Annotated in this window: 22 protein-coding genes and 1 pseudogene; 16 read left to right on the top strand and 7 right to left on the bottom strand. The window is 39.5% G+C overall.

Features of this window, described 5'->3' with window-relative positions; genetic code table 11:
- The first annotated feature begins 10 nt into the window (after positions 1 to 10).
- From topA to PYV58_RS19630, 3 genes are all read left to right on the top strand, one after another.
- Entirely contained in the window at positions 11 to 2,653 is a 2,643-nt protein-coding gene (gene topA, locus PYV58_RS19640) for a type I DNA topoisomerase (RefSeq protein WP_034611665.1), read from the top strand.
- A 71-nt stretch (positions 2,654 to 2,724) separates the two neighbouring features.
- Positions 2,725 to 3,483, top strand: coding sequence for a hypothetical protein (locus PYV58_RS19635; RefSeq protein WP_034611666.1), 759 nt, complete (start codon positions 2,725 to 2,727; stop codon positions 3,481 to 3,483).
- Positions 3,484 to 3,620: 137 nt separating this feature from the next.
- Complete coding sequence (locus tag PYV58_RS19630) at positions 3,621 to 4,184, top strand: HdeD family acid-resistance protein (RefSeq protein ID WP_004718021.1); 564 nt, start codon at positions 3,621 to 3,623, stop codon at positions 4,182 to 4,184.
- 187 nt (positions 4,185 to 4,371) lie between these two features.
- Here the strand turns inward: PYV58_RS19630 and PYV58_RS19625 are convergent, their stop codons facing one another.
- Positions 4,372 to 4,821 (bottom strand): carboxymuconolactone decarboxylase family protein, encoded by a 450-nt coding sequence (locus PYV58_RS19625; protein WP_034611667.1) that lies wholly within the window; start codon positions 4,819 to 4,821, stop codon positions 4,372 to 4,374.
- Positions 4,822 to 4,920: 99 nt separating this feature from the next.
- On the opposite strand from PYV58_RS19625, the gene PYV58_RS19620 reads away from it, so the two are divergent.
- The 5 genes and pseudogenes from PYV58_RS19620 (at position 4,921) to PYV58_RS19600 (ending at position 9,688) form a co-directional block, all read left to right on the top strand.
- A complete protein-coding gene (locus PYV58_RS19620) occupies positions 4,921 to 6,057 on the top strand; it encodes a glycerate kinase (protein WP_034611670.1) in 1,137 nt (378 codons plus the stop codon).
- Between the two features lie 188 nt (positions 6,058 to 6,245).
- Positions 6,246 to 8,123, top strand: a pseudogene (locus PYV58_RS19615) (ATP-dependent helicase); the annotation flags it as partial.
- Positions 8,124 to 8,323: 200 nt separating this feature from the next.
- A complete protein-coding gene (locus tag PYV58_RS19610) occupies positions 8,324 to 8,575 on the top strand; it encodes an RNA-binding protein (protein WP_004718014.1) in 252 nt (83 codons plus the stop codon).
- A gap of 222 nt (positions 8,576 to 8,797) precedes the next feature.
- Complete coding sequence (locus tag PYV58_RS19605) at positions 8,798 to 9,301, top strand: DUF6586 family protein (RefSeq protein WP_004718012.1); 504 nt, start codon at positions 8,798 to 8,800, stop codon at positions 9,299 to 9,301.
- Between the two features lie 108 nt (positions 9,302 to 9,409).
- A complete protein-coding gene (locus tag PYV58_RS19600) occupies positions 9,410 to 9,688 on the top strand; it encodes a hypothetical protein (protein ID WP_004718010.1) in 279 nt (92 codons plus the stop codon).
- A 263-nt stretch (positions 9,689 to 9,951) separates the two neighbouring features.
- On the opposite strand, the gene PYV58_RS19595 is transcribed toward PYV58_RS19600, so the two are convergent.
- The 4 genes from PYV58_RS19595 to PYV58_RS19580 form a co-directional block, all read right to left on the bottom strand.
- Complete coding sequence (locus PYV58_RS19595; protein WP_004718008.1) at positions 9,952 to 11,670, bottom strand: cation:proton antiporter; 1,719 nt, start codon at positions 11,668 to 11,670, stop codon at positions 9,952 to 9,954.
- A gap of 182 nt (positions 11,671 to 11,852) precedes the next feature.
- Positions 11,853 to 12,008, bottom strand: coding sequence for a 50S ribosomal protein L33 (gene rpmG, locus PYV58_RS19590; RefSeq protein WP_003654787.1), 156 nt, complete (start codon positions 12,006 to 12,008; stop codon positions 11,853 to 11,855).
- A gap of 12 nt (positions 12,009 to 12,020) precedes the next feature.
- Positions 12,021 to 12,257 carry a 50S ribosomal protein L28 gene (gene rpmB, locus PYV58_RS19585; RefSeq protein WP_000048256.1) on the bottom strand — a complete coding sequence of 79 codons (237 nt, stop codon included), beginning with the start codon at positions 12,255 to 12,257 and terminating at the stop codon, positions 12,021 to 12,023.
- 165 nt (positions 12,258 to 12,422) lie between these two features.
- Entirely contained in the window at positions 12,423 to 13,871 is a 1,449-nt protein-coding gene (locus PYV58_RS19580; protein ID WP_034611674.1) for a coniferyl aldehyde dehydrogenase, read from the bottom strand.
- Between the two features lie 111 nt (positions 13,872 to 13,982).
- On the opposite strand from PYV58_RS19580, the gene PYV58_RS19575 reads away from it, so the two are divergent.
- The 5 genes from PYV58_RS19575 to PYV58_RS19555 all read left to right on the top strand — a co-directional run bounded on the left by PYV58_RS19575 (position 13,983) and on the right by PYV58_RS19555 (position 17,732).
- Positions 13,983 to 14,675 (top strand): TetR/AcrR family transcriptional regulator, encoded by a 693-nt coding sequence (locus PYV58_RS19575; RefSeq protein ID WP_034611676.1) that lies wholly within the window; start codon positions 13,983 to 13,985, stop codon positions 14,673 to 14,675.
- Positions 14,676 to 14,760: 85 nt separating this feature from the next.
- Positions 14,761 to 15,627 (top strand): formyltetrahydrofolate deformylase, encoded by an 867-nt coding sequence (gene purU, locus PYV58_RS19570; RefSeq protein ID WP_016539263.1) that lies wholly within the window; start codon positions 14,761 to 14,763, stop codon positions 15,625 to 15,627.
- A 221-nt stretch (positions 15,628 to 15,848) separates the two neighbouring features.
- Positions 15,849 to 16,673, top strand: coding sequence for an energy transducer TonB (locus PYV58_RS19565; RefSeq protein ID WP_004818828.1), 825 nt, complete (start codon positions 15,849 to 15,851; stop codon positions 16,671 to 16,673).
- A gap of 31 nt (positions 16,674 to 16,704) precedes the next feature.
- Complete coding sequence (locus PYV58_RS19560; RefSeq protein ID WP_034611680.1) at positions 16,705 to 17,328, top strand: MotA/TolQ/ExbB proton channel family protein; 624 nt, start codon at positions 16,705 to 16,707, stop codon at positions 17,326 to 17,328.
- Positions 17,328 to 17,732 carry a biopolymer transporter ExbD gene (locus PYV58_RS19555; RefSeq protein ID WP_004717995.1) on the top strand — a complete coding sequence of 135 codons (405 nt, stop codon included), beginning with the start codon at positions 17,328 to 17,330 and terminating at the stop codon, positions 17,730 to 17,732. The genes PYV58_RS19560 and PYV58_RS19555 overlap by 1 nt, the downstream gene beginning before the upstream one ends.
- Positions 17,733 to 17,847: 115 nt before the next feature.
- On the opposite strand, the gene msrA is transcribed toward PYV58_RS19555, so the two are convergent.
- Together msrA and PYV58_RS19545 are read right to left on the bottom strand one after the other, a co-directional pair.
- Positions 17,848 to 18,369 (bottom strand): peptide-methionine (S)-S-oxide reductase MsrA, encoded by a 522-nt coding sequence (msrA, locus tag PYV58_RS19550; RefSeq protein WP_004818830.1) that lies wholly within the window; start codon positions 18,367 to 18,369, stop codon positions 17,848 to 17,850.
- A gap of 253 nt (positions 18,370 to 18,622) precedes the next feature.
- Complete coding sequence (locus PYV58_RS19545; protein ID WP_004818831.1) at positions 18,623 to 18,961, bottom strand: TIGR01244 family sulfur transferase; 339 nt, start codon at positions 18,959 to 18,961, stop codon at positions 18,623 to 18,625.
- Between the two features lie 126 nt (positions 18,962 to 19,087).
- Here PYV58_RS19545 and PYV58_RS19540 point away from each other — a divergent pair, with 126 nt between their 5' ends.
- The 3 genes from PYV58_RS19540 to PYV58_RS19530 are packed head-to-tail and all read left to right on the top strand — an operon-like array spanning position 19,088 to position 20,859.
- Positions 19,088 to 19,984, top strand: coding sequence for an alpha/beta hydrolase (locus PYV58_RS19540; protein WP_034611683.1), 897 nt, complete (start codon positions 19,088 to 19,090; stop codon positions 19,982 to 19,984).
- The gene (trxC, locus tag PYV58_RS19535; protein WP_034611686.1) at positions 19,985 to 20,416 is read left to right on the top strand and encodes a thioredoxin TrxC; all 432 of its coding nucleotides are present in this window, start codon (positions 19,985 to 19,987) and stop codon (positions 20,414 to 20,416) included.
- Positions 20,417 to 20,436: 20 nt separating this feature from the next.
- Positions 20,437 to 20,859: an acyl-CoA thioesterase gene (locus tag PYV58_RS19530; RefSeq protein ID WP_004717987.1), complete on the top strand. Its 423-nt coding sequence runs from the start codon at positions 20,437 to 20,439 to the stop codon at positions 20,857 to 20,859.
- Positions 20,860 to 20,907 lie beyond the last annotated feature (48 nt).

Genomic DNA, 20,907 nt, shown 5'->3' with positions numbered 1-20,907 from the left:
GTGGTTTATTATGGCGAACGCTCCTCGGTCCACATCCAAAAGCACAACAGCAAATTCTCCTGATGCTGGGAAAAAACGTGCATTAGTGATTGTGGAGTCGCCTGCAAAAGCGAAAACGATTAATAAATATTTAGGCTCAAATTACATTGTGAAGTCTTCGGTAGGTCATGTTCGTGATTTACCTACAGGTGGTTCAAGTAAATCGACAGAAAAAAAGCCTGCAACGCGTACCAAATTGACGGATGAACAGAAGGCTGAAAAAGCACAATCCGCTTTAGTCAATCGTATGGGTGTCGATCCTGAGCATGGCTGGAAAGCTAAATATGAAGTGCTTCCCGGCAAAGAACATGTGGTCGCTGAACTCAAAAAACTAGCCAAAGATGCAGATGAAATCTATCTCGCAACGGATTTGGATAGAGAAGGAGAAGCGATTGCGTGGCATTTAAGAGAAGTAATTGGTGGTGATGATAGCCGTTACCATCGTGTGGTCTTTAACGAGATTACCAAAAATGCCATTCAAGAAGCATTTAAGCAACCTACACGTCTAGATTTAAACCGTGTGAATGCGCAACAGGCTCGTCGTTTTCTCGACCGCGTGGTGGGCTTCATGGTTTCACCACTACTGTGGGAAAAGATTGCGCGTGGCCTCTCTGCAGGGCGTGTACAGTCGGTTGCAGTAAAATTGGTGGTCGAGCGTGAGCGTGAGATTCGTGCCTTTATTCCTGAAGAATACTGGCAAGTTTTTGCAGACACTCATTCTGCAAAAGATGAAATTCGTTTAGAAGCAGTCAAACAAGGCGGCAAAACATTAAAATTACAAAATAAAGCGCAAACAGATGCTTTATTGAAAATTTTAAAAGATGCTGAATATAAAGTTGCAACACGTGAAGATAAGCCAACGAAGGTCAATCCAAGTGCGCCTTATATCACTTCAACCTTGCAACAAGCTGCAAGTACTCGTTTAGGTTTCTCTGTAAAGAAAACCATGATGCTTGCACAGCGTTTATATGAAGCTGGTTTTATTACTTATATGCGTACTGACTCAACATTCTTGAGTGATGATGCTGTCAGTATGGTGCGTAATCATATTGAAACTGAATTTGGTGCGAAGTACTTACCTGCTAAAGCAAATCGTTATGGGAATAAAGCCAATGCGCAAGAAGCCCATGAAGCGATTCGTCCTTCCAATGTTGCCTTAAAAGGCGATAGTTTGGCGGGTGTTGAGCGTGATGCACAGCGTTTATATGATTTGATCTGGCGTCAATTTGTTGCATGTCAAATGACCCCAGCAGAGTATTTATCCTCAACGATTTTGGTTGATGCCAATGGTGTAGAACTCAAAGCCAAAGGTCGTACTTTAGTTTTTGATGGTTTTACCAAAGTTCGTGGTCAGAACAAGTCTGATGATGATGTTTTATTACCTGCAGTCAAAGTGGGTGAAATTCTCAAACTTGAGAAACTTGATCCTTCTCAACACTTTACTAAACCACCTGCACGTTTTACTGAAGCATCTTTAGTAAAAGAATTGGAAAAACGTGGAATCGGTCGTCCATCGACTTATGCTGCGATTATTTCGACGATTCAAGATCGTGGTTATGTCAAACTCGACAATCGCCGTCTTTTTGCAGAGAAAATGGGCGAAATTGTTACCGATCGTCTAGACGAGAACTTCAATAACCTGATGAATTATGCATTTACTGCAGATTTGGAAGGTCAATTGGATAAAGTTGCAGATGGTGAACGTAATTGGAAAGAACTGTTAGATAGTTTCTATGGTGATTTTAAAAAGCGTTTAACCACAGCACAGGGCGAAAACGGCATGCGCCGTAATCAACCTGTAGAAGTTGAAGCTGTTCACTGTAAAGAATGTGAACGCCCAATGCAGATTCGTACAGGCACGACGGGTGTATTCCTTGGCTGTTCTGGTTATAACTTACCACCAAAAGAACGTTGTAAAGGGACGTTGAATTTAACACCAGTTGAGTCGTTGGCTATACTTTCTGATGATGACAGTGCTGAAACTGCTGATTTGATGTCGAAGAAACGTTGTCCAGTCTGTGGTACTGCAATGGACAGCTATGTGATTGATGGTGGTCGCAAGTTACATATTTGTGGTAATAACCCAGATTGTGATGGTTATGAGCTAGAAGAAGGCGAGTTCAAAATCAAGGGTTATGATGGTCCAACCATTCCATGTGATAAATGTGATGGCGAGATGCAGTTGAAAACGGGTCGTTTTGGTCCATATTTCGCTTGTATGAGTTGTGACAATACCCGTAAAGTTTTGAAAAATGGTCAGCCAGCGCCACCTCGTGTCGACCCAATCAAAATGGGACATTTACGTTCAGTCAAACATGATGATTACTTTGTTCTACGTGATGGAGCAGCGGGTTTATTCTTGGCGGCAAGCAAATTCCCTAAAGTACGCGAAACACGTGCACCGAAGGTTGCGGAGTTACGTTCAGTTGCAGATCAACTTGATCCTAAGTATCAGTTTATCTTGCAAGCACCTGATCAAGATCCAGATGGTAATCCAACATTGGTTAAGTTTAGCCGTAAAAACCAAGCACAATATATTGGTTCAGAAACTCCAGAAGGTAAACAAACCAAATGGTCTTTGGTCTACCAAGATGGGAAATGGGTAGAAGCTTAATCCATAAATATTTAAAAATGCTGGCCTAGGTCAGCATTTTTATTGCGATTAAAAAATTGAGAATATATTCAATGTGGAAAAAGATTCGAGTTGGTATTTTACTGGTCATTCTGCTGATTGTTGCAGTGAACGCATGGCGCGATATGAACCAAGATTGGAGCAAGCCAATCGTTGTTTTATTACATCCGATCAATGCAGATGGTCAACGCTCCACATCAGCCTATATTCAGCAAATTTCAACAGATGATCTTGAGGAAATTGAACATTATTTAGGTTTGCAGTCTCAAGCATTCCGGGGGCAGCCGATTTCGTTTCATTTTCAGCTTGGACGTGAGTTAAATACCTTACCACCTAAGTTTCCAGAATCAGGCCGTATCTTGGATACAGTTTTGTGGAGTTTAAAATTTAGATTTTATGCATGGAAACAGCATCAAGGCGAAGATGGCTCACCATCGGTGACCCTGTATTTAAATTATTATGATCCCAAGTTGCAGAAAGTATTGAAACACTCTACTGCATTGGAGCGTGGGCGTATTGGCTCTGTGAATCTATTTGCATCACGAAAGCAAAGTTCGAGCAATAAAGTCGTTCTTGTACATGAGTTATTGCATACCTTTGGTGCAAAAGACAAATATGATTTTACAACGGGGCAGCCACTCTATCCGACGGGCTATGCCAATCCTGAACAACAACCACGTTATCCACAACAACGTGCAGAAATTATGGGCGGCTATATTGCGCTTTCAGAAAGTAAAAGCAAAACACCTGAAGATCTAGAAGATACCATGATCAGTCGACTCACTGCACAAGAAATGGGTTGGGTGAAGTAGCGTATAGAGCTGTGCTGTTTATTGCTTAGATTCTGCTCAAACAAAGCTTTATTCTGGTATAGATGCAGATTTTATACAGACAAACACCTGAATTAGATCAACAATAAAATGAATGAATAACAACCAAGAGAAGAATTATGCGTACTGTAGGAAATGATTTAGTTCGTCATCAACTCCATGAAAACCGTAAATGGTATCTTCTGCTTGGAGCTTTATTGGTGATCTTTGGATTAGTGCTATTGGCTTCACTGGGTATGGCAACATTGACGGTTGTTGCATTGTTTGGTGCTTTAATGATGATCGGTGGGGTTTTACACCTGATTGCAGCATTTAAAATTTTTGATGGTGGCTTCCGCTGGCTTTGGGCGTTGTTTGGTGTGTTGTATATCGCAGCGGGTTATTATGCGTTTAAATCTCCGATTACCACTGCAGTGGTATTAACCAATTTACTGGCAATTGCTTTATTGATTGGCGGTTTTATTCGTATTTTTAATGCGTTTATGTTGAAACCAATGTCTGGATGGGGCTGGACATTATTTTCAGGGCTTTTAACCTTGGCAACAGGTGCAATTATTCTGGCATCACCAGATTCTCCTTTTTGGGTACTCGGATTATTTTTAGGTGTGGATATTTTATTCCAAGGAGTCAACTATCTCACCTTTGCTGCGGCAATTAAACAAATCCCACCTGCGAGTCATTAAGGTTTCATTTAATGTTTTAAATCATATGTGCTTTTAACAAAACGCCTGATCAATGAGATCAGGCGTTTTGTATTTTGGTGTAAATTTTTATGCAACTAGAACAGTATTCAGTTAAATCTTATCTCAATTAACACTCCTAAAAAGCGAGGTGTTGCCTAGATAAATGATTTAAGCGTAGAAACTCAGCTTATTTCGCGACTTTATACTGGCTGGAAATGGCGATACGGTTCCATGTGTTGATTACAATCGCAACCCATTCAATCGCCGTGATTTCATCACTGGATAAATGCTGTGCAGCTTGTTCATAAGCGCTATCTGGAAAATGTTGATTGGCAATTAAAGTGATCTCTTCAATTAAAATTAAAGCCGCTCGTTCTTTTTCAGTAAAGTATTCACTTTCACGCCAAGCACTAATCAACGCAATACGATCCGTTGACTCGCCCGCTTTAATTGCATCTTGGGTATGCATACGAACACAGAAAGCACATTGGTTAATTTGCGAGGCTCTTAATTTGAGCAAATGAGAGAATCCAACATCAAGCCCAGCTTGCTGAACTTTTTGCATAGATAAATTTTCAAGCTCGATGACCGTTTTATATAGTTCTGGGGCAGTCTTACCAAGGTTTACACGTTGCATAGTTGTCATTTCTTTAGTCTTAATTATGAATTTATTAGTTTATCTATACTCGAAAAATCGTTATGTTAATTTTTGAATCTCACCAAAATACATTTGCTCATGTCTAAAGTTTTTGTTCTTGCGCCTGACTCATTTAAAGAAAGTATGACAGCCGAACAAGCCTGTTTTGCAATGCAACGAGGCATTGAAAAAGTCATTGCTGATGCACAGTTTATTCATGTACCTATGGCAGATGGTGGCGAGGGAACAGTCGATGCTTTGGTCGCTGCACGAAGTGGTCGTAAAGTATATGTTGAGGTCGCTGGTCCATTGGCTCAGCAACGAATATCGACCTATTGGGGATTAATTGATGACGGTCAAACAGCTGTTATAGAAATGGCGCTGGCAAACGGTATTCATCTGATCGAGAAGTCTCAACGTAATCCTTTAGTGACGTCAACTCTGGGTACAGGGGAAATGATCAAAGCCGCTTTGGATTTGGGTGTTGGTAAAATCATTATTGGTCTGGGTGGTAGTGTTACCAATGATGCTGGTGCCGGGATGGCACAGGCTTTAGGGGCAAAATTTTTAGATGAAAACAACCATCCTGTAGACGTGGGTGGTGGGCAGCTTCAGCAGATCAAAAGCATTGATATTTCACAACTCGATGCGCGTTTAAAAGCGACTGAGATTATTATTGCCAGTGATGTAAACAATCCATTATGCGGTCCAAATGGAGCTTCTTTTATTTTTGCACCACAGAAAGGAGCAACCGCTGAGATGGTTAGGATCTTAGATCAAAACCTTGATCATTTTGCTGCGTTGGTGAAACAACAGTTGAATGTTGATGTTGCAAATCTACAGGGTGCTGGTGCTGCAGGCGGTTTGGGCTTTGGACTTATGGCTTTTACAGGAGCAAAAATACGCTCTGGTGTGGAAATCGTGATTAAAGAAACCCGACTTGAGGAAAAAATTGCCCAAGCAGATTATGTGTTTACTGGCGAGGGTGGTATTGATTTTCAAACCAAGTTTGGCAAAACACCTTTTGGGGTAGCGCAAGTTGCCAAGCAGTTGAATAAACCTGTGATTGCTTTTGCAGGGCATATCGGTGAAGGCGTCGAGGAGCTTTATGCCGAAGGCTTTAGTGCAATTTTTGGTATTGTTGATGGTGCATGTGATTTAGCAACAGCATTAAAGCATGGTGAGCAAAATTTAGAACGCTGTTGTGAGAGTGTGGCACGGTTGTTAAGACTATAAGGCGGTTTTTATTGTCGAAGCTCCCCCTTTAATCTCTGCTTGGGACGATAAATTTTATTGTCTTGAATTTTTCTTCATTGGTATGTCCTGATTTAAGCGTCAATTCACGACTTGATTCTTGGGTTAAAATGCATAATTTCACTATAGCTCTGCTAAACTAGCAGCCATCCATAAAATGATGAGTGAAAATGAGTTTAGCCAACCTGATTGATGAATTAAACCCTCAACAAAAACAAGCTGCTACGACTGAAACAAAACATAGTCTAGTTCTTGCTGGGGCAGGTTGTGGCAAAACCAAAACCATTGTGGCACGAGCTGCATATCTCATTGATCAAGGCATTCCTGCCAATCAAATCCAAATTTTGACATTTACCCGCCGTTCTGCCAGTGAGATTGTAGCGCGGGTAGAGCTTGCTTTAGGTGATCAGGCCAAAGGGTTACGTGCATCTACATTTCATACCTTTTGCATGTATTTACTTAGACGTGTGCCAAAAGCTTTTGGATTGGATCAATTTTCGATTATAGATCGTGATGATCAATTGATGTTGTTCCGTTTGATTCGTGGAAAGGATGATAAAAAGAATCCCAACGCCTTACCCAAACCACAACAGCTTTGTGATTTATATTCCTTTGCACGTAATACTCGGCAAAAACTAAGTTTGGCTTTAGAAAAGCAACTGCCTGAGTTTTTAGACGATAAAGATCAAATCGCAGAAATCATGAAAGAGTACGAAATCCGTAAGCGGGCACGTAGTTTTCTAGATTACGATGATATTCTCGCCGTGGTTGCGTCTGCTTTGGCACAGTCCGATGGTTTAGCGGATTATGTTGCGGGCTTATGTCAATACATGCTGGTTGATGAAATGCAAGATACCAATCCTCTACAGTGGGCGATTCTTGAACCATTAAAAGATAAAACATCACTGTTCTGCGTGGGGGACGATGCACAGTCGATTTATGGTTTTCGTGGTGCGGATTTTGAAAATATCCACCATTTTAAAGAGCGTGTGCCAGATGCAGAGATTTTCAAATTAGAAAAAAATTATCGCTCTACTCAAGAAATTTTAGATTTTTCAAACTGGTTACTCGATCAAAGTTCGATTCATTACGATAAAAAACTTGAAGCTTATCGTGGTGATGGCATTAAACCGCGAATGCATGTTTTTCCAAATGAGTTTGATGAAGCAAAATGGATCGCGATCGACATCAAAGAACGGCATTTATTGGAAGGTTCAGCTTGGAATGACCACATGGTGTTGGTGCGTTCAGCCTTTGCTGCACGGCATATCGAGGCTGCTTTTATCCAAGCCAATGTTCCCTACCGATTTATTGGAGGGATGAAGTTACTTGAAACAGCACATGTTAAAGACTTACTGAGCTTATTGCGTGTTATTGCCAATCCATTGGATGATATTGCGTGGATGCGGTTTTTAACCTTATGGAATGGCGTGGGTGATGTTGGTGCGAGTAAGCTGGCGCAACAACTCTTACTTGATGCAGATATTGAAAAAATTACAGAAAAATTAGAAAAGTTTGGGCGTATTCCTGACAATACCTTGCTGATTATGAAGCAAATGAGTGTGCTAAAAACTGAAGTTGAAGCCTGTGTAAAACTCGGTGTAGAGGCTATTCTCAATCAGCTTGAAGAAAATTATGCCAAAAAAGATTGGCATAAACGGGTGGGGGATTTTGATCTGGTCAAGCAATTGGCGTCTAAACATACCCAACTGAGCGAGTTCTTAGAAGAATATGTACTTGACCCTGTTTCAATCAGTGAAATTGAGCGTCAGTCGCAAGATGATGTGGTGACTTTAATTACCATCCATTCTGCTAAAGGCACAGAACAAAAGGTTTGCTATGTGGCAAATGTCTCTGCGGGGCAATACCCAAATGCACGTGCACAAGGCAATTTCGATGAAGTTGAAGAAGAGCGCCGTGTACTTTATGTGGCTTTAACACGCGCGCAAAATGAACTTATTCTAACCAAACAAAATTTAAGTTTTTGGGCACATACGCAAACAGATGAACAAGGTCGTAAGATTGAAAGTTATTTTCTCAATGATTTAACTCGAAATTTATGTAGCACAGAAACCCACTATAGACAGCGAGAGCAAACTGTAAAAAGTGCCTTAATCGAACGTCGGGCGATTAATTTAGATTTTGGTATAGATCTAGATTAAACTATAGCAATCGTTTTTCATTCAAAAAGTAGGTAGGCGAGTGCTTTTTGATGTTTTTTGCCTCGTTTATATTTTAAGGTTGTGAGATGAAAATTTTAGTTCGTAATTTAGAACGTACTGTAACTGAAGCTGAATTGTTAGAGTTATTTAAGCAATACGGTACAGTAGATACTTGTACTTTAGTACTTGATGCGGCAACAGGTAAATCGAAAGGTTTTGCTTTTGTTGAAATGCCACATGGTAGAGAAGCAGTTAAAGCGATTAAAGGTTTAAATACCTTGCGCTTACATGGTCATGGAATTCGTGTAAAAGCAGCGGAAGATAAGCCAGAAGCATAATTGGCAGATAGTCTAAGGAGCATTTATTGCTCCTTTTTTTTATTTTAGTATTTAAATAATCTCGTCAAACCATGATAAAAATAAAAACTTAAATTGATATTTTTGCAAAAAAGAGCGCTATCTATTTTATTGACATACAACATGGATAAAATTCATTGTGATTTTTGTTCAATAAAGATTAAGCTAAGACTGTAAAGAATGCCAAAATCTTAGGGAACTTCCATGTCACGTGTAGCTCGCTTTCATGCAGACCGTACCAATCAAAAACTTTATTTTGCTCGTCTTGCATGTATGCAGGGAGAACAAACTGAAAATGTTCAACAAGCTCAAGCACATCGTGAAGCAGCAGTATTTCATTTACATGGCGCGGTTTTAGCATTTCTGCAAGAGTTGGTACGTTATTACCGTTTAAATGATTTTTCCCCAACCTTAAAGTCAATCGAAGAAAATATGGCGGCTAAAGGACAAGTCTCACCAGAAGTTTTAGTGATGCAAAAATTAGCCAAAGAAGGATTTATTGCTGAACTCAAAAGAGCATATCGACTTTGTCAATATGCACCTGAACCAAGTGCGCCAGAACCAGAGGATGAAACATCATCAAACTTAATTATTAAAGTGACGCAAACACCACAAGCTTGGTTGCCTGATACAAAGATTTTAAGAGAGTGGCACCGAGATTTATCGCAACTTATTGATGGTTTTCGTAATGAAATGGTTGAATTCTGATCTTTTTGATCAGATATACTTGAAATTTTGTTTTAAATGACTATATAAAATATCTACAAGATGCAAAGTGCATTCAGCACCTTGCCCCATGTTGAGCATGGAGGATTTATGTCTATCGAACAGTTAAAAGAGTTATTTGGAAATCAGGAAGCTATTTTGGAGTTGGTACAGCTCGAAAGTGGGGAGCTGGCACTGCGTAATGCAGGTTCTGAAAAAGAGCCATTGGTCACTATTCAATTTAATGAAGAAGTGAAAGCACTACTGGGTGATCAAACACCAGCGATTGCACAACAGATGATTCAGGCTGCATTATTTGCGTTACTTGAAAAACAGGCAGATGAATGGCATGCTGAAGTTGTTGATGAACAACCAAAATTTATGAGCTAGTGATTTCATTTATTCTAGAATAAATACAATAAACGCACTTTCGAGTGCGTTTTTCTTTGTAGGCAAATAACCTGACATACGCAAATGGCGTCAAATTCTAGAAGTTTTAAATCTTTTGTTAGATGGGGTGATGATCCCCCATCCAACATGGTTATCGATACCATTACATAATGGAAGCATCACGACTTTCCAAGGTCTACAAAGAACAGTCGTGTGGTTTTAGCTGCCTTTTAAAAGATCTACGTTTTAAAAATGAGCCGAATTCAATGTGTTGGTTCATGATGATGAGCAATTTGGATCTGGTTTAAAATATGATTACTCATGTTTTTCGCCATTTCCTCTTTTGCATAATAGACTTCACCGACATTGTCTTTACGGATCACTTCAGCTTCTTCTTTATTTTCAGCACAGACTAACACTTGAATTTCTGGATTAAGCAGCTTGGCTGTATCGACAATTTTATGAATATCTACAATATCCATCGGTGAAATCACCAATAGTCGTGCATGTTGGATATGGGCTTGAATCAATACACTGGGTTCAGTTGCTCGGCCAGAAACTGCAGCGATGCCTTTTTCACGCAAATTTTCTACAATTTCACGGTTTTCTTCAGCGATGACCACTTTGATGCCATCATCCATCAATGTTTTGGTAATACGACGTCCGACTTCACCATGACCAACGATCACCACTTGATCACGTAAATAGGCTTGATCAACTTCATCTGGAAGCATTGCCAATGGATCACCGCTACGCTCAAGTAAGCGCGCCAAATGCGAACGTTCACGGATCCAGTTTTGTACAGGTTCGATCGCAGAAAATAGAAATGAATTGAGGGTGATAGAAAATAAAGCACCCGCTAAGATTAAGTTTTGCGCTTCAGGGCTAAGTAATCCTAGTGACAAGCCTAAGGTTGCCAGAATAAAGGAGAACTCTCCAATTTGTGCCAAACTGGCGCCGACTGTTAATGCTGTATTGATGGGATAACGGAAAAATAACACCAATGCCATGGCAGCCAGCGTCTTACCAATCATAATAATGGCAATGACTGCTAAAATATGCAGAGGCTGTTCCACAATAATACGTGGATCAAATAACATTCCGACAGAAACGAAGAACAAAATCGAAAAAATTTCGCGTAAAGGTAAGGTTTCTTCTTCTGCACGATGACTAAAATCTGACTCTTTAACCACCATTCCGGCAAAGAACGCTCCAAGTGCCATAGAAACACCGAAGATTGCGTATGAGCCATAAGCAATTGAAACTGCTGCTGCGACCACGGTTAAAGTAAAAAGCTCTCTAGAACCTAAACGTGCCACATATTGCATAATCATTGGCACAAGACGTTTCCCAATGATGAGCATAAAGGCGATAAAACCAGTTACTTTTAACAGGGTAATGCCGAGTGTTAACCAGATGTTTTGATCAGATTCATGTCCTGCAATAGGATGTCCGCCTAAAAGTACGGCTGTTGCAGGCAGTAGAACCAAGACTAAAACCATGACCAGATCTTCGACCAGCAACCAGCCAACGGCAATCTTACCATTCACAGAGTTAAGCAGTCCCTTGTCACCTAATGCTTTGAGTAAAACCACCGTACTTGCACAGGATAAACTTAAGCCAAAGACCAGTGCAGAGCCAAAGCTCCAGCCCCAAAAGATGGAAACTGCCATACCCAGTAATGTCGCAACTGCGATTTGTAAAATTGCACCAGGAAGGGCAATTTTTCGGACTTGCATTAAATCGTTGAGGGAAAAATGCATCCCGACACCGAACATCAAGAACATGACGCCTAATTCAGCAAGCTGATTGGCCAGCGCGATGTCTGCAACAACACCTGGGGTATTGGGACTGATGATAATTCCCGCAATTAAATAACCAATCAAAGGTGGCAGGCGTAATCGTGCAGCGATATAGCCAAAGATCAGGGCTATACCAAAACCAACTGCAAGTAAAATAATCAGATCTACATCATGAGGCACTAAATACTCCTTAAATCTTCAGGAGAAATCATTCAAAAAATCATTTCTTAAGGTAATGACTTTGTATAAAGCCATATAAAATGCACAATCAGTGCCAAATTCGCTAAAGAGTTTAACAAGTCGAAGAAAAAAAAGGCAAAAAAAACGACCCAAATGGATCGTATTTTTTAAGAAAACTAAAATTATTTAATTTTAGCTTCTTTGAAGATTACGTGTTGACGGATTTTTGGATCAAATTTTTTGATTTCCATTTTTTCCGGCATAGTACGTTTGTTCTTAGTAGTGGTATAGAAATAACCTGTACCAGCAGTAGAAACTAAGCGAATTTTATCACGCATGGTTCAGACTCCTTAGATCTTTTGACCTTGAGCACGAAGGTCAGCAACAACCTTTTCAATGCCCAATTTGTCGATAATACGCATACCTTTAGTGGTTAGACGAAGACGTACAAAACGTTTTTCGCTTTCTAACCAGAAACGGTGGTGATGCAGGTTCGGCTCGAACCGGCGTTTAGTTTTGTTGTTGGCGTGTGAGACGTTGTTACCAACGACTGGACGCTTGCCGGTAACTTGGCAAACCTTAGACATGGTGTAACTCCATTGATTTAGCCAACAGCAAATCTGTATGGCCAGTCAAAATAAAACGGATTGAATTCATTCAAGGGGCGTTTTATACCAAAATTCCGCTTAAAAGACAAGCGGAATTCGTCAAAACGCAACATGATCTAATTTGATAGATCATGCCTTGATCAGTTAGCGTAAGAAAGTTTTCTCTAAAATCTTATTTAGGGCTTTGTCATAAGGCGCTAATATGAATTTTAAGCTAAATAGCTTAGGAATAGACATTACTGAACGCTCATGTGATAAACCAAAGAAACCTTCTGGGCCATGATATTTGCCCATGCCAGATGCACCAACGCCACCAAATGGTAAATCGTCTTGTGCGACATGGGTAACTACGGCATTTTGACCGAAATGCCCAGAATGGGTACGTTGAGAAACGTATTCTGCGCGGGCATTGTCAAAGTCGAAATAGTATAAAGCAAGTGGACGCGGTCTGCCATTAATAAAGTCAATTACATCGTCAATTTGATCATATTCCATAATCGGAAGCACTGGACCAAAGATTTCATTCTTCATAATGTCCATTGTCGGTAGAACACCTGTTAAGAATGTTGGGGCAATTTTACGTACACTCGCTAATTCTTCATTTTGAGGATTGATTTCAATCAACTCAGCGCCTTGTTGACGTGCATCCTCTAAATAACCTTGAACACGGTTGTACTGCTTATCGTTGATGATGCTGGTGTAATCTTGATTATCACGAATCGTCGGGTACATTGTTGTTGCAGCTTGTTTAAAGCTTTCAATAAACTCGGCAGTTTTTCCTCGAGGTAGGAACATATAGTCTGGTGCTACACAGGTTTGACCAGAGTTCCATAATTTACCAAAAGCAATACGTTCAGCGACCAGATTGAGATCACTTGAAGGGTGTACGATTACAGGTGATTTACCACCAAGCTCAAGAATAACAGGCACTAGATTTTCGGCAGCAGCAGACATCACCGTTTTACCGACATTGGTAGAGCCAGTGAAAATGATTTTATCGAATGTTAAATGTGAAAATGCATCCGAAATTTGACCACCACCATTCACCACCGCAACCAATTCTTGTGGAAATGCTTCTGAGAGAGCATTTTCAAGTACGAAGCCAAAATTAGAAGATGAACTTGAAATTTTGAGTATTGCGTGATTTCCAGCAGCCAGTGCACAAATCAGTGGGCCAACAGAAAGCAACAATGGATAGTTCCATGGTGCAATAATTCCAATCACACCTAAAGGCTGATATTGCACCCAAGCTTTGGCTGGTTGGTGTAAGATAGACACATGGCGCTTAGATGGTTTCATCCATGCTGTTAAATGCTTGCTATAATATTTAATTTGTTCTAAACATGTGAGTAGTTCACCAATTTTAGTTTCGCTGATTGAACGATTGCCGTAGTCTTGATTGATTGCTTCTGCAAATTGATCTTGGTATTTTACCAGAACTTTCTTTAAGCGAGCTAAACGTTCAATACGTTCCTTTGCTGTAGGAACAGGGTAGCGTTGATAAGCGACTTTCTGTTGTTCAAGAATGTCATGCATACGTTGAACTTCAGGTGAGTAAGAAGTCATTGAATTTGTTTTTGTATGACTGTTCATGACAAACACCATTTACGAATAGGTTAATATAATATAATTTTTAGAGTAAATACTCTAAATAGTCAAGTCACTTTATGTTAGCTTGTGCTAACGGTTAAAAATGGTAATAGGATGTCGAGCTCCAAAACTTTGAAAACGAAAGACCGAATTTTGCAGATTAGTCTGCAACTTTTTAATGAGCGCGGCGAACGTGCAGTTACAACGAATCATATTGCAGCAGAGCTTGGGATCAGTCCTGGAAATTTGTATTATCATTTTCGAAACAAACAAGAAATCATCAAAGAATTGATGGAACAATACCAAAAAGAAACTTTAGATATGCTGTCATTACCCGATGACCGTGGAGTCAATGCGAATGATAAAATCCGTTATTTCCAAGTTTTAAGCAGTCAGCTATGGGAATATCGCTTTCTACATCGTGATGTTTATCATTTAATTGAAAATAACGACGACTTTAGAAAAATTTATCCTCGCTTTGCTGGCAAGGTGATGCAACAAGGGCAAAAAATTTATCATGCCTTTGTTGAAGCAGGGCTGATGCAGATGACACCTTCTGAAATTGAAGCACTTATCATCAATATTTGGATTGTCCTGACCAACTGGACAAACTTCTTATATATGTCTGGGCATTTAAGTGATTCCAACCATTTAGATGAAAAATGGATTTGGCAAGCATTGCGCCAGATGGTGTTTTTAGAAGGTCCTTATTTACGTGGTGAAAGTCGTGAAACCTATGAACGTTTGCTAGAAAGCTTCGGTTCTTCGGAATTATTTGCCAGTTTATCTGCGGTAAAACGCGATTGATGCTGAATCAAGATTGAAAGCTGATGAAAAAGCGTTAAAATATTCGGCTGTTTTTTAAATTAACTTATAAGTGATATCCATCAACATGAACATGACTACTGCCAACACAGCACGTCTACTGATTACTTGTGAAGACAAGCCAGGAATCGTGCAAGCTGTATCGAGCTTTTTGTATCATCAGGGCGCGAACATTACTGCGCTTGATCAATACGCAACTGAAGCTCAGGGCGGGCGTTATTTTATGCGTGTTGAGTTTGAACTTGATCATTTGCAATCCCGTCGTGAGAGTCTCATTCAAACTTTCGCAACCAATGTGGCTGAACGTTATAGTATGCATTGGCGTTTAGCTTTGGTGAGCGACATTAAAAAAGTCGGTATCTTGGTGTCTAAAGTTGACCATGCTTTGCTTGAGTTGTTGTGGCGCCATTCACGTGGTGGCTTACCTTGTGAAATTACTCAAGTGGTTTCAAACCATGAAGACTTACGCGAATCAGTAGAAAACTTTGGTATCCCTTTCTATGTGGTTCCAGTCAACAAAGAAAATAAACGTGAAGCCTATACAAAGATCGATGAGTTAATGCAAGGGAATGATTTACTGGTTCTCGCGCGTTATATGCAAATTCTCGATGAAGAGTTTGTACAAAAGTGGGAAATGAAAGTGATCAATATTCATCACTCATTTTTACCTGCTTTTGTGGGGGCAAATCCATATAAACAGGCTTATGAAAAAGGCGTTAAATTGATTGGTGCAACAGCGCATTATGTGACGGCTGATCTGGATCAAGGCCCAATCATTGAGCAAGATGTAGAACGAGTAAATCACGATTTTACTGTGGATCAACTGCGTGAATTAGGCCAAGACGTTGAACGTAACGTACTTGCTAGAGCGGTAAAATGGCATCTAGAAGACCGTATTATTGTCGATGGCAATAAGACTGTTGTTTTTCAATAACATGTGAATATTCATTTAATATGAGTCGTAAAAAAGGATGCTTTATGCATCCTTTTTTTATTTTTAATTTGTAAAATCGATTAAAAACATTGAAAAACCAGTTGCAAATGAAAACACTTCTCATTTATCATTGTTGCACTTTAATTGTTCTATCCGATGAGCTTAATCTACAAACTGAATAATTTTTTGTAGTTTGCTCAATTTTAGGTATTTAGATTCTTATGAGTCAGTCTTCCATTGCACCACTTCAAACGCCACCACCGATGAAGAAAAAAGTCCTTGCTGCAGTGTTAGCAGTTGTTGTCGGGCACGTAGGTGTGTTGTGGGGGGTAAGTCATATGAAACCATTTGAACTGCCTCAAATAAAGAAAGAACCTTTAAAAATCAAATTTTTAAAGTTAAAAGAAGATGTTCCACCGCCGCCACCTCCTCCATCTGAACCCATCAAACCTAAAGTTCAACCGAAACCTATAGAGAAGAAAGTTGAGCCTAAACCTGTGGTTAAGCCAAAAATCATTGAGCAGAAAAAACCTGTAGAAAATGATGATCGGGCAAGAAAGCTTGAAGAACAAAAGCGTTTAGAAGAGCAACAGAAGCAGGATAAGGCACGTCAAGATGAGCAAAAACGTCAAGATGATCAGAAGCGTGCGGAACAGCAGAAACGTGAACAAGATGAACGTGATCGTCAAAAACGTGAGCAAGATGAGCGCGATCGTCAACGTCGTGATCAAGAGCAAAGAAACACGCCGCGTAATGTAAATGAAGGTCAGGTGTCTTGGAGTCGTAGTCCACGTATCGCAAAAGAGCAATTACTTAAACTGATGTCTCCAGAAGATGGAACAAAGGTTGTGAATCTAGAAATTACTGCGGATGCGGGCGGAAATATTACCAATGTCCGTATTCTTCAATCTAGCGGTAATTCAAGTTTAGATAGTTATGTTGTTAAGCAGACTCAATCTGCAAAATTTAAAGCTTATAGAGAAAATGGTGCGGGTGTACCATTTAAAATTAGGCAAGATTTTGCATTGTCGGTCTCTAAAAAGTAAATAATTTTTTTAAGAATTAGGAAATGTGCATATGAACTTTTCAGTTTATTGGCAACATGCTGATGCGGTCAGTAAGACACTGTATTTCGTGTTATTGGCAATGTCTATTGCAACGTGGACTGTGTTCATTTTGCGTATTTTAGGCACGCGTCAACTCAAGCAGGTTGCTCAGGATCACCTTGCTCATGCTTTAAAAGCATTAAAAGCCAAGCTTGCGCCATTAAGCTTTGATCAACGTAAAGCGGTTGCAGAACAAGCGTTACTCCGTCAAATCTCAGCAGAAAAGGCCAATGCTGAAAAAGGTGTTTCAGTTTTAGGAACGATTGCTTCACTTGCACCATTTGTTGGTTTATTTGGTACAGTATGGGGAATCTTCCATGCACTTGTTGCTGTAGGTAAAAGTGGTCAAGCAGGTTTAGCTCAAGTTGCAACGCCAGTTGGTGAGGCATTGATCATGACCGGTCTAGGTCTTGCTGTTGCGATTCCAGCGGTATTGGCATATAACATTTGCGTACGTTTTAACCGTACATTGTCAAATGAGTTGCAAGATCAAGCACATGGTTTGTTAATTGATACGATGTTACAACAAGATTCTTCAACGCAAAAAGTTGAATCTGAATCTACCAATAAAGGTTTAGTTGGAGGTCAAGCTTAATGGCTTTTCAATTGGGAGAAGACAACGATTCTGGCATGAATGAGATGAACCTCATTCCGCTGATCGATATTATGTTGGTATTGATGATCATCTTCTTGGTGACAGCCACCGTTGCTAACCCATCGATACCATTAACTTTACCAAAGACCACTGCTGAAGTAATCGCGCCTCCACCTGAAGCAATTACCATCAGTATCAATCAGAATGGCGATGTTGCTTGGAATGATAAAGTCATCACTTTAGATGAGTTGGCTAAACGATTTGATGAAGAAGGTCAAAAGCCAGTAAAACCAGCTGTACAGTTGAGAGCGGATAAAGAATCTCGCTATGATACCGTTGCACAAGTGATGTCTCGTGCAAGTGAAGCAGGATTAAATGATCTTGCCTTTATGAGTGATAATTAATTTAAATAATTACAAATATTTTAAAACCTCCTTTTAAGGAGGTTTTTTTTATGTTGATATTTTGGCTATTGGGTTAGTTCAGTGTTATTGCATAAAGTGAAGTATGTCAGTGATCTTAGTCTTTTAAAAGATCTTGAAATTGGCTATGGAGTTTGAGTAATTTTGGTGGAATGGCAAAATTACAATAACCTTGCGCAGGATTACGGGCAAAGAAGTTTTGATGATATTCTTCGGCAGGATGGAAGGTAGGTGCTGGACTGAGTTCAGTCACAATATTTAAGCCATCTGCTTTGAGCTGCTCAATAAATTGTTCAGATTCAAGTTTTTGCTGCTCATTGAAGTAATAAATCACCGAACGATATTGTGTTCCAATATCATTACCTTGGCGGTTTAATGTAGTTGGATCATGAATTGCAAAAAAAACCGTGAGTAATTGTTGATAATTGATTTGCTGTTCATCAAATTCAATCAAAATCACTTCAGCATGATTGGTATCCCCATTACAAATTGCTTCATAAGTTGGATTGGGAGTATGCCCGCCAGCATAACCACTGACAACGTGATTGACACCTTTGAGTTGTAAAAATACGGCTTCGGTACACCAAAAGCAGCCACCACCAAATAGAGCCTGTTGCATGTGAAGATCCCTTTATTTTTAAATTATAGAAAAGACGAAACGATGCCAAAGATCATATCGTGAACTTGCTTAGTTTGTCATATAACCATTTAAGCATAGGTACAATAGCTGTTTGATTCACTAAACAGATCTGTTTAAATTGTTGCAAAATTTTAAAAGCGCAATCTATTCGAATTGCTGTAAAAACTTAAGCTTTTCTATTTAAGGTGAACCAAAAGACATTCAACGGAATGCCTTCTATATTCATGAGAATTTATTCGTCGTCTAATAAATCCATTTGTTTTGCAATTTGATAGAGGTTATTTGAACGATTCCCTGTACGACAAAACATGAGTACTGGTTTTGGAAGCTCGTTAAAGCGGTTGGCAAAGGTTCTGACATCAACTTCTGTGATTTGACCAGCAACAACAGGTAGAAATACATAATCCAAACCTGCAGCACGTGCAGCTTCTTCAATTTGAGCACTTGTAGGCTGTTCCGTTCCACCTTCCAAATCAGGACGATTATTCATTACAGACTTAAAGCCTTTTTCTGCCACTTGAGCAATATGTTCTGGACCAATTTGACCAGCAAAACCAACATTTTCACTCATTTCGTCACTCCTATATGATTTAAAATCCAATATGCTATATATAATAGCATTAAGCTCAGAACTGAGTTTGAACGATAAAAGATTTATAAAAGAAATATCTATAAAAGATAACGCAATGGAGTGTGTATGTACGCATATACAGTTGAACCACTATATATTCCCATTGGACAAGAAGTCATAGCGGCGGATTTTTATCGACCTAAAAATCTAAAAAAACCTGCTGTTATTATTATGGCTCATGGATTTGCATGTTTAAGACAATTTAAGTTGGTGAGCTATGCGCAAAAAATTGCACAGGCAGGCTATGCGGTTGTGCTGTTTGATTATCGTTTTTGGGGAGGAAGTACAGGCTTTCCTCGTGAACTAATTTCACTGCAAAATCAATTGGATGATTGGAAAACTGTAGTCAGTTATGTCGCAACTCAAAAGAAAATTAATCCAAAAAAAATAGTGCTTTGGGGAACCTCTTTGAGTGGCGGCTATGTACTTAGTCTTGCAAGTGAGCTAAAAAGTGTCCAAGCCATTATGGTGCAAGTGCCTTATGTGGATGGAGCAGAAACGGCAAAATTGTTTCCAATTCAACAGTTACCCAAGGCATTAAAAATATCTAGTCAAGATTATATGGGGGCAAAAGTTGGCATGCTTCCACGAACCTTACCTGTGGTACACCCCTTTGATTTATGCTTTATTCCGACCAAAGATAGTTATAACGGCTATATGTCGATTGTAAATCCCGACTACTTTTGGAGTGGGGAAGTTCCAGCACGGGTATTTTTTAATTTAATCCGTTTTAGACCAATTCAGACCGTCAGAAGTATTAATATTCCTGTGCTATTTATTGCGGCTAAAAAAGACAGTTTTATCCCGATTGAATCTAGTCGGGAAACGGCGACAAATATTGCACCTTTTGTACAATATCATGAATGGGATATGGCACATTTTGATATTTATCATGGGAAATGGTTGGAAAAAACAATTTTGACCCAATTAGAGTTTTTACATCAACATATTGGAGTGAGCTAGATGATTATTGTATGTCCAGCATGTGGCGCAAAAAACCGAGTTCCCGAAGATAAATTAAATGCTCAACCCACTTGTGGTCAATGTCATCAAAATTTGATTACACTTGCTCCTATCGAGTTAAATGAACAAAATTTCAGTAACTTTGTCAGCCATAGTGATTTGCCAATTATGATTGATTTATGGGCAGAGTGGTGTGGTCCTTGTAAAATGATGGCACCGCATTTTGCTGAAGTTGCAAAAAATAACCCTCATGTGGTTTTTGCTAAAATTGATACTGAAGCGAATCCACGGTTAAGTAGTGCATTTAATATTCGCAGCATTCCAACCTTGGTTTTAATGAATAAAACTACGGAAGTTGCTAGAATAAGTGGTGCGTTACGTGCTAACCAATTACAAGAATGGTTAGATCAACAATTGAATGCCCATAAGTAATTCACGGGCTCGGAGTTATTGTGTCAGATTCTCATGTAAAACCTGAAGGTACACTGTCTTTACAAACCATCGCAATGCCAGCAGATACAAACTGGAGTGGTGATGTTTTTGGTGGTTGGATTGTTTCACAAATGGATTTGGCTGGTGCAATTCATGCAGAACGCTTTAGTAAAGGGCGTTGTGCAACGATTTCGATTAATCAGATGACTTTTCTTGTTCCCGTAAAAGTGGGGGATGTGATCAGTTGTTATACCAAGCTTTTAAAGGTTGGTAATACATCGATTCAAATGCAGATCGAAGTTTGGGATAGTCATGACAGTTCTCGTGCTGCCAAACGTGTTACCGCAGGTGTATTTACTTTTGTTGCTGTAGATGTTGCGGGAAATAAACGCCAAATTCCTGAAGATGTAAAGCAGAAATATTTAGCTTCACAAAGTGCTTAAATGCTCAAGATAAAAAATCCCAACATTGTTTGGGATTTTTTTATGGAA

Source organism: Acinetobacter sp. TAC-1 (assembly GCF_029025845.1).
Classification (GTDB): domain Bacteria; phylum Pseudomonadota; class Gammaproteobacteria; order Pseudomonadales; family Moraxellaceae; genus Acinetobacter; species Acinetobacter guillouiae.
The sequence above is the reverse complement of the archived record's forward strand: the minus strand, read 5'-3'. Positions and strand labels throughout refer to the sequence as shown.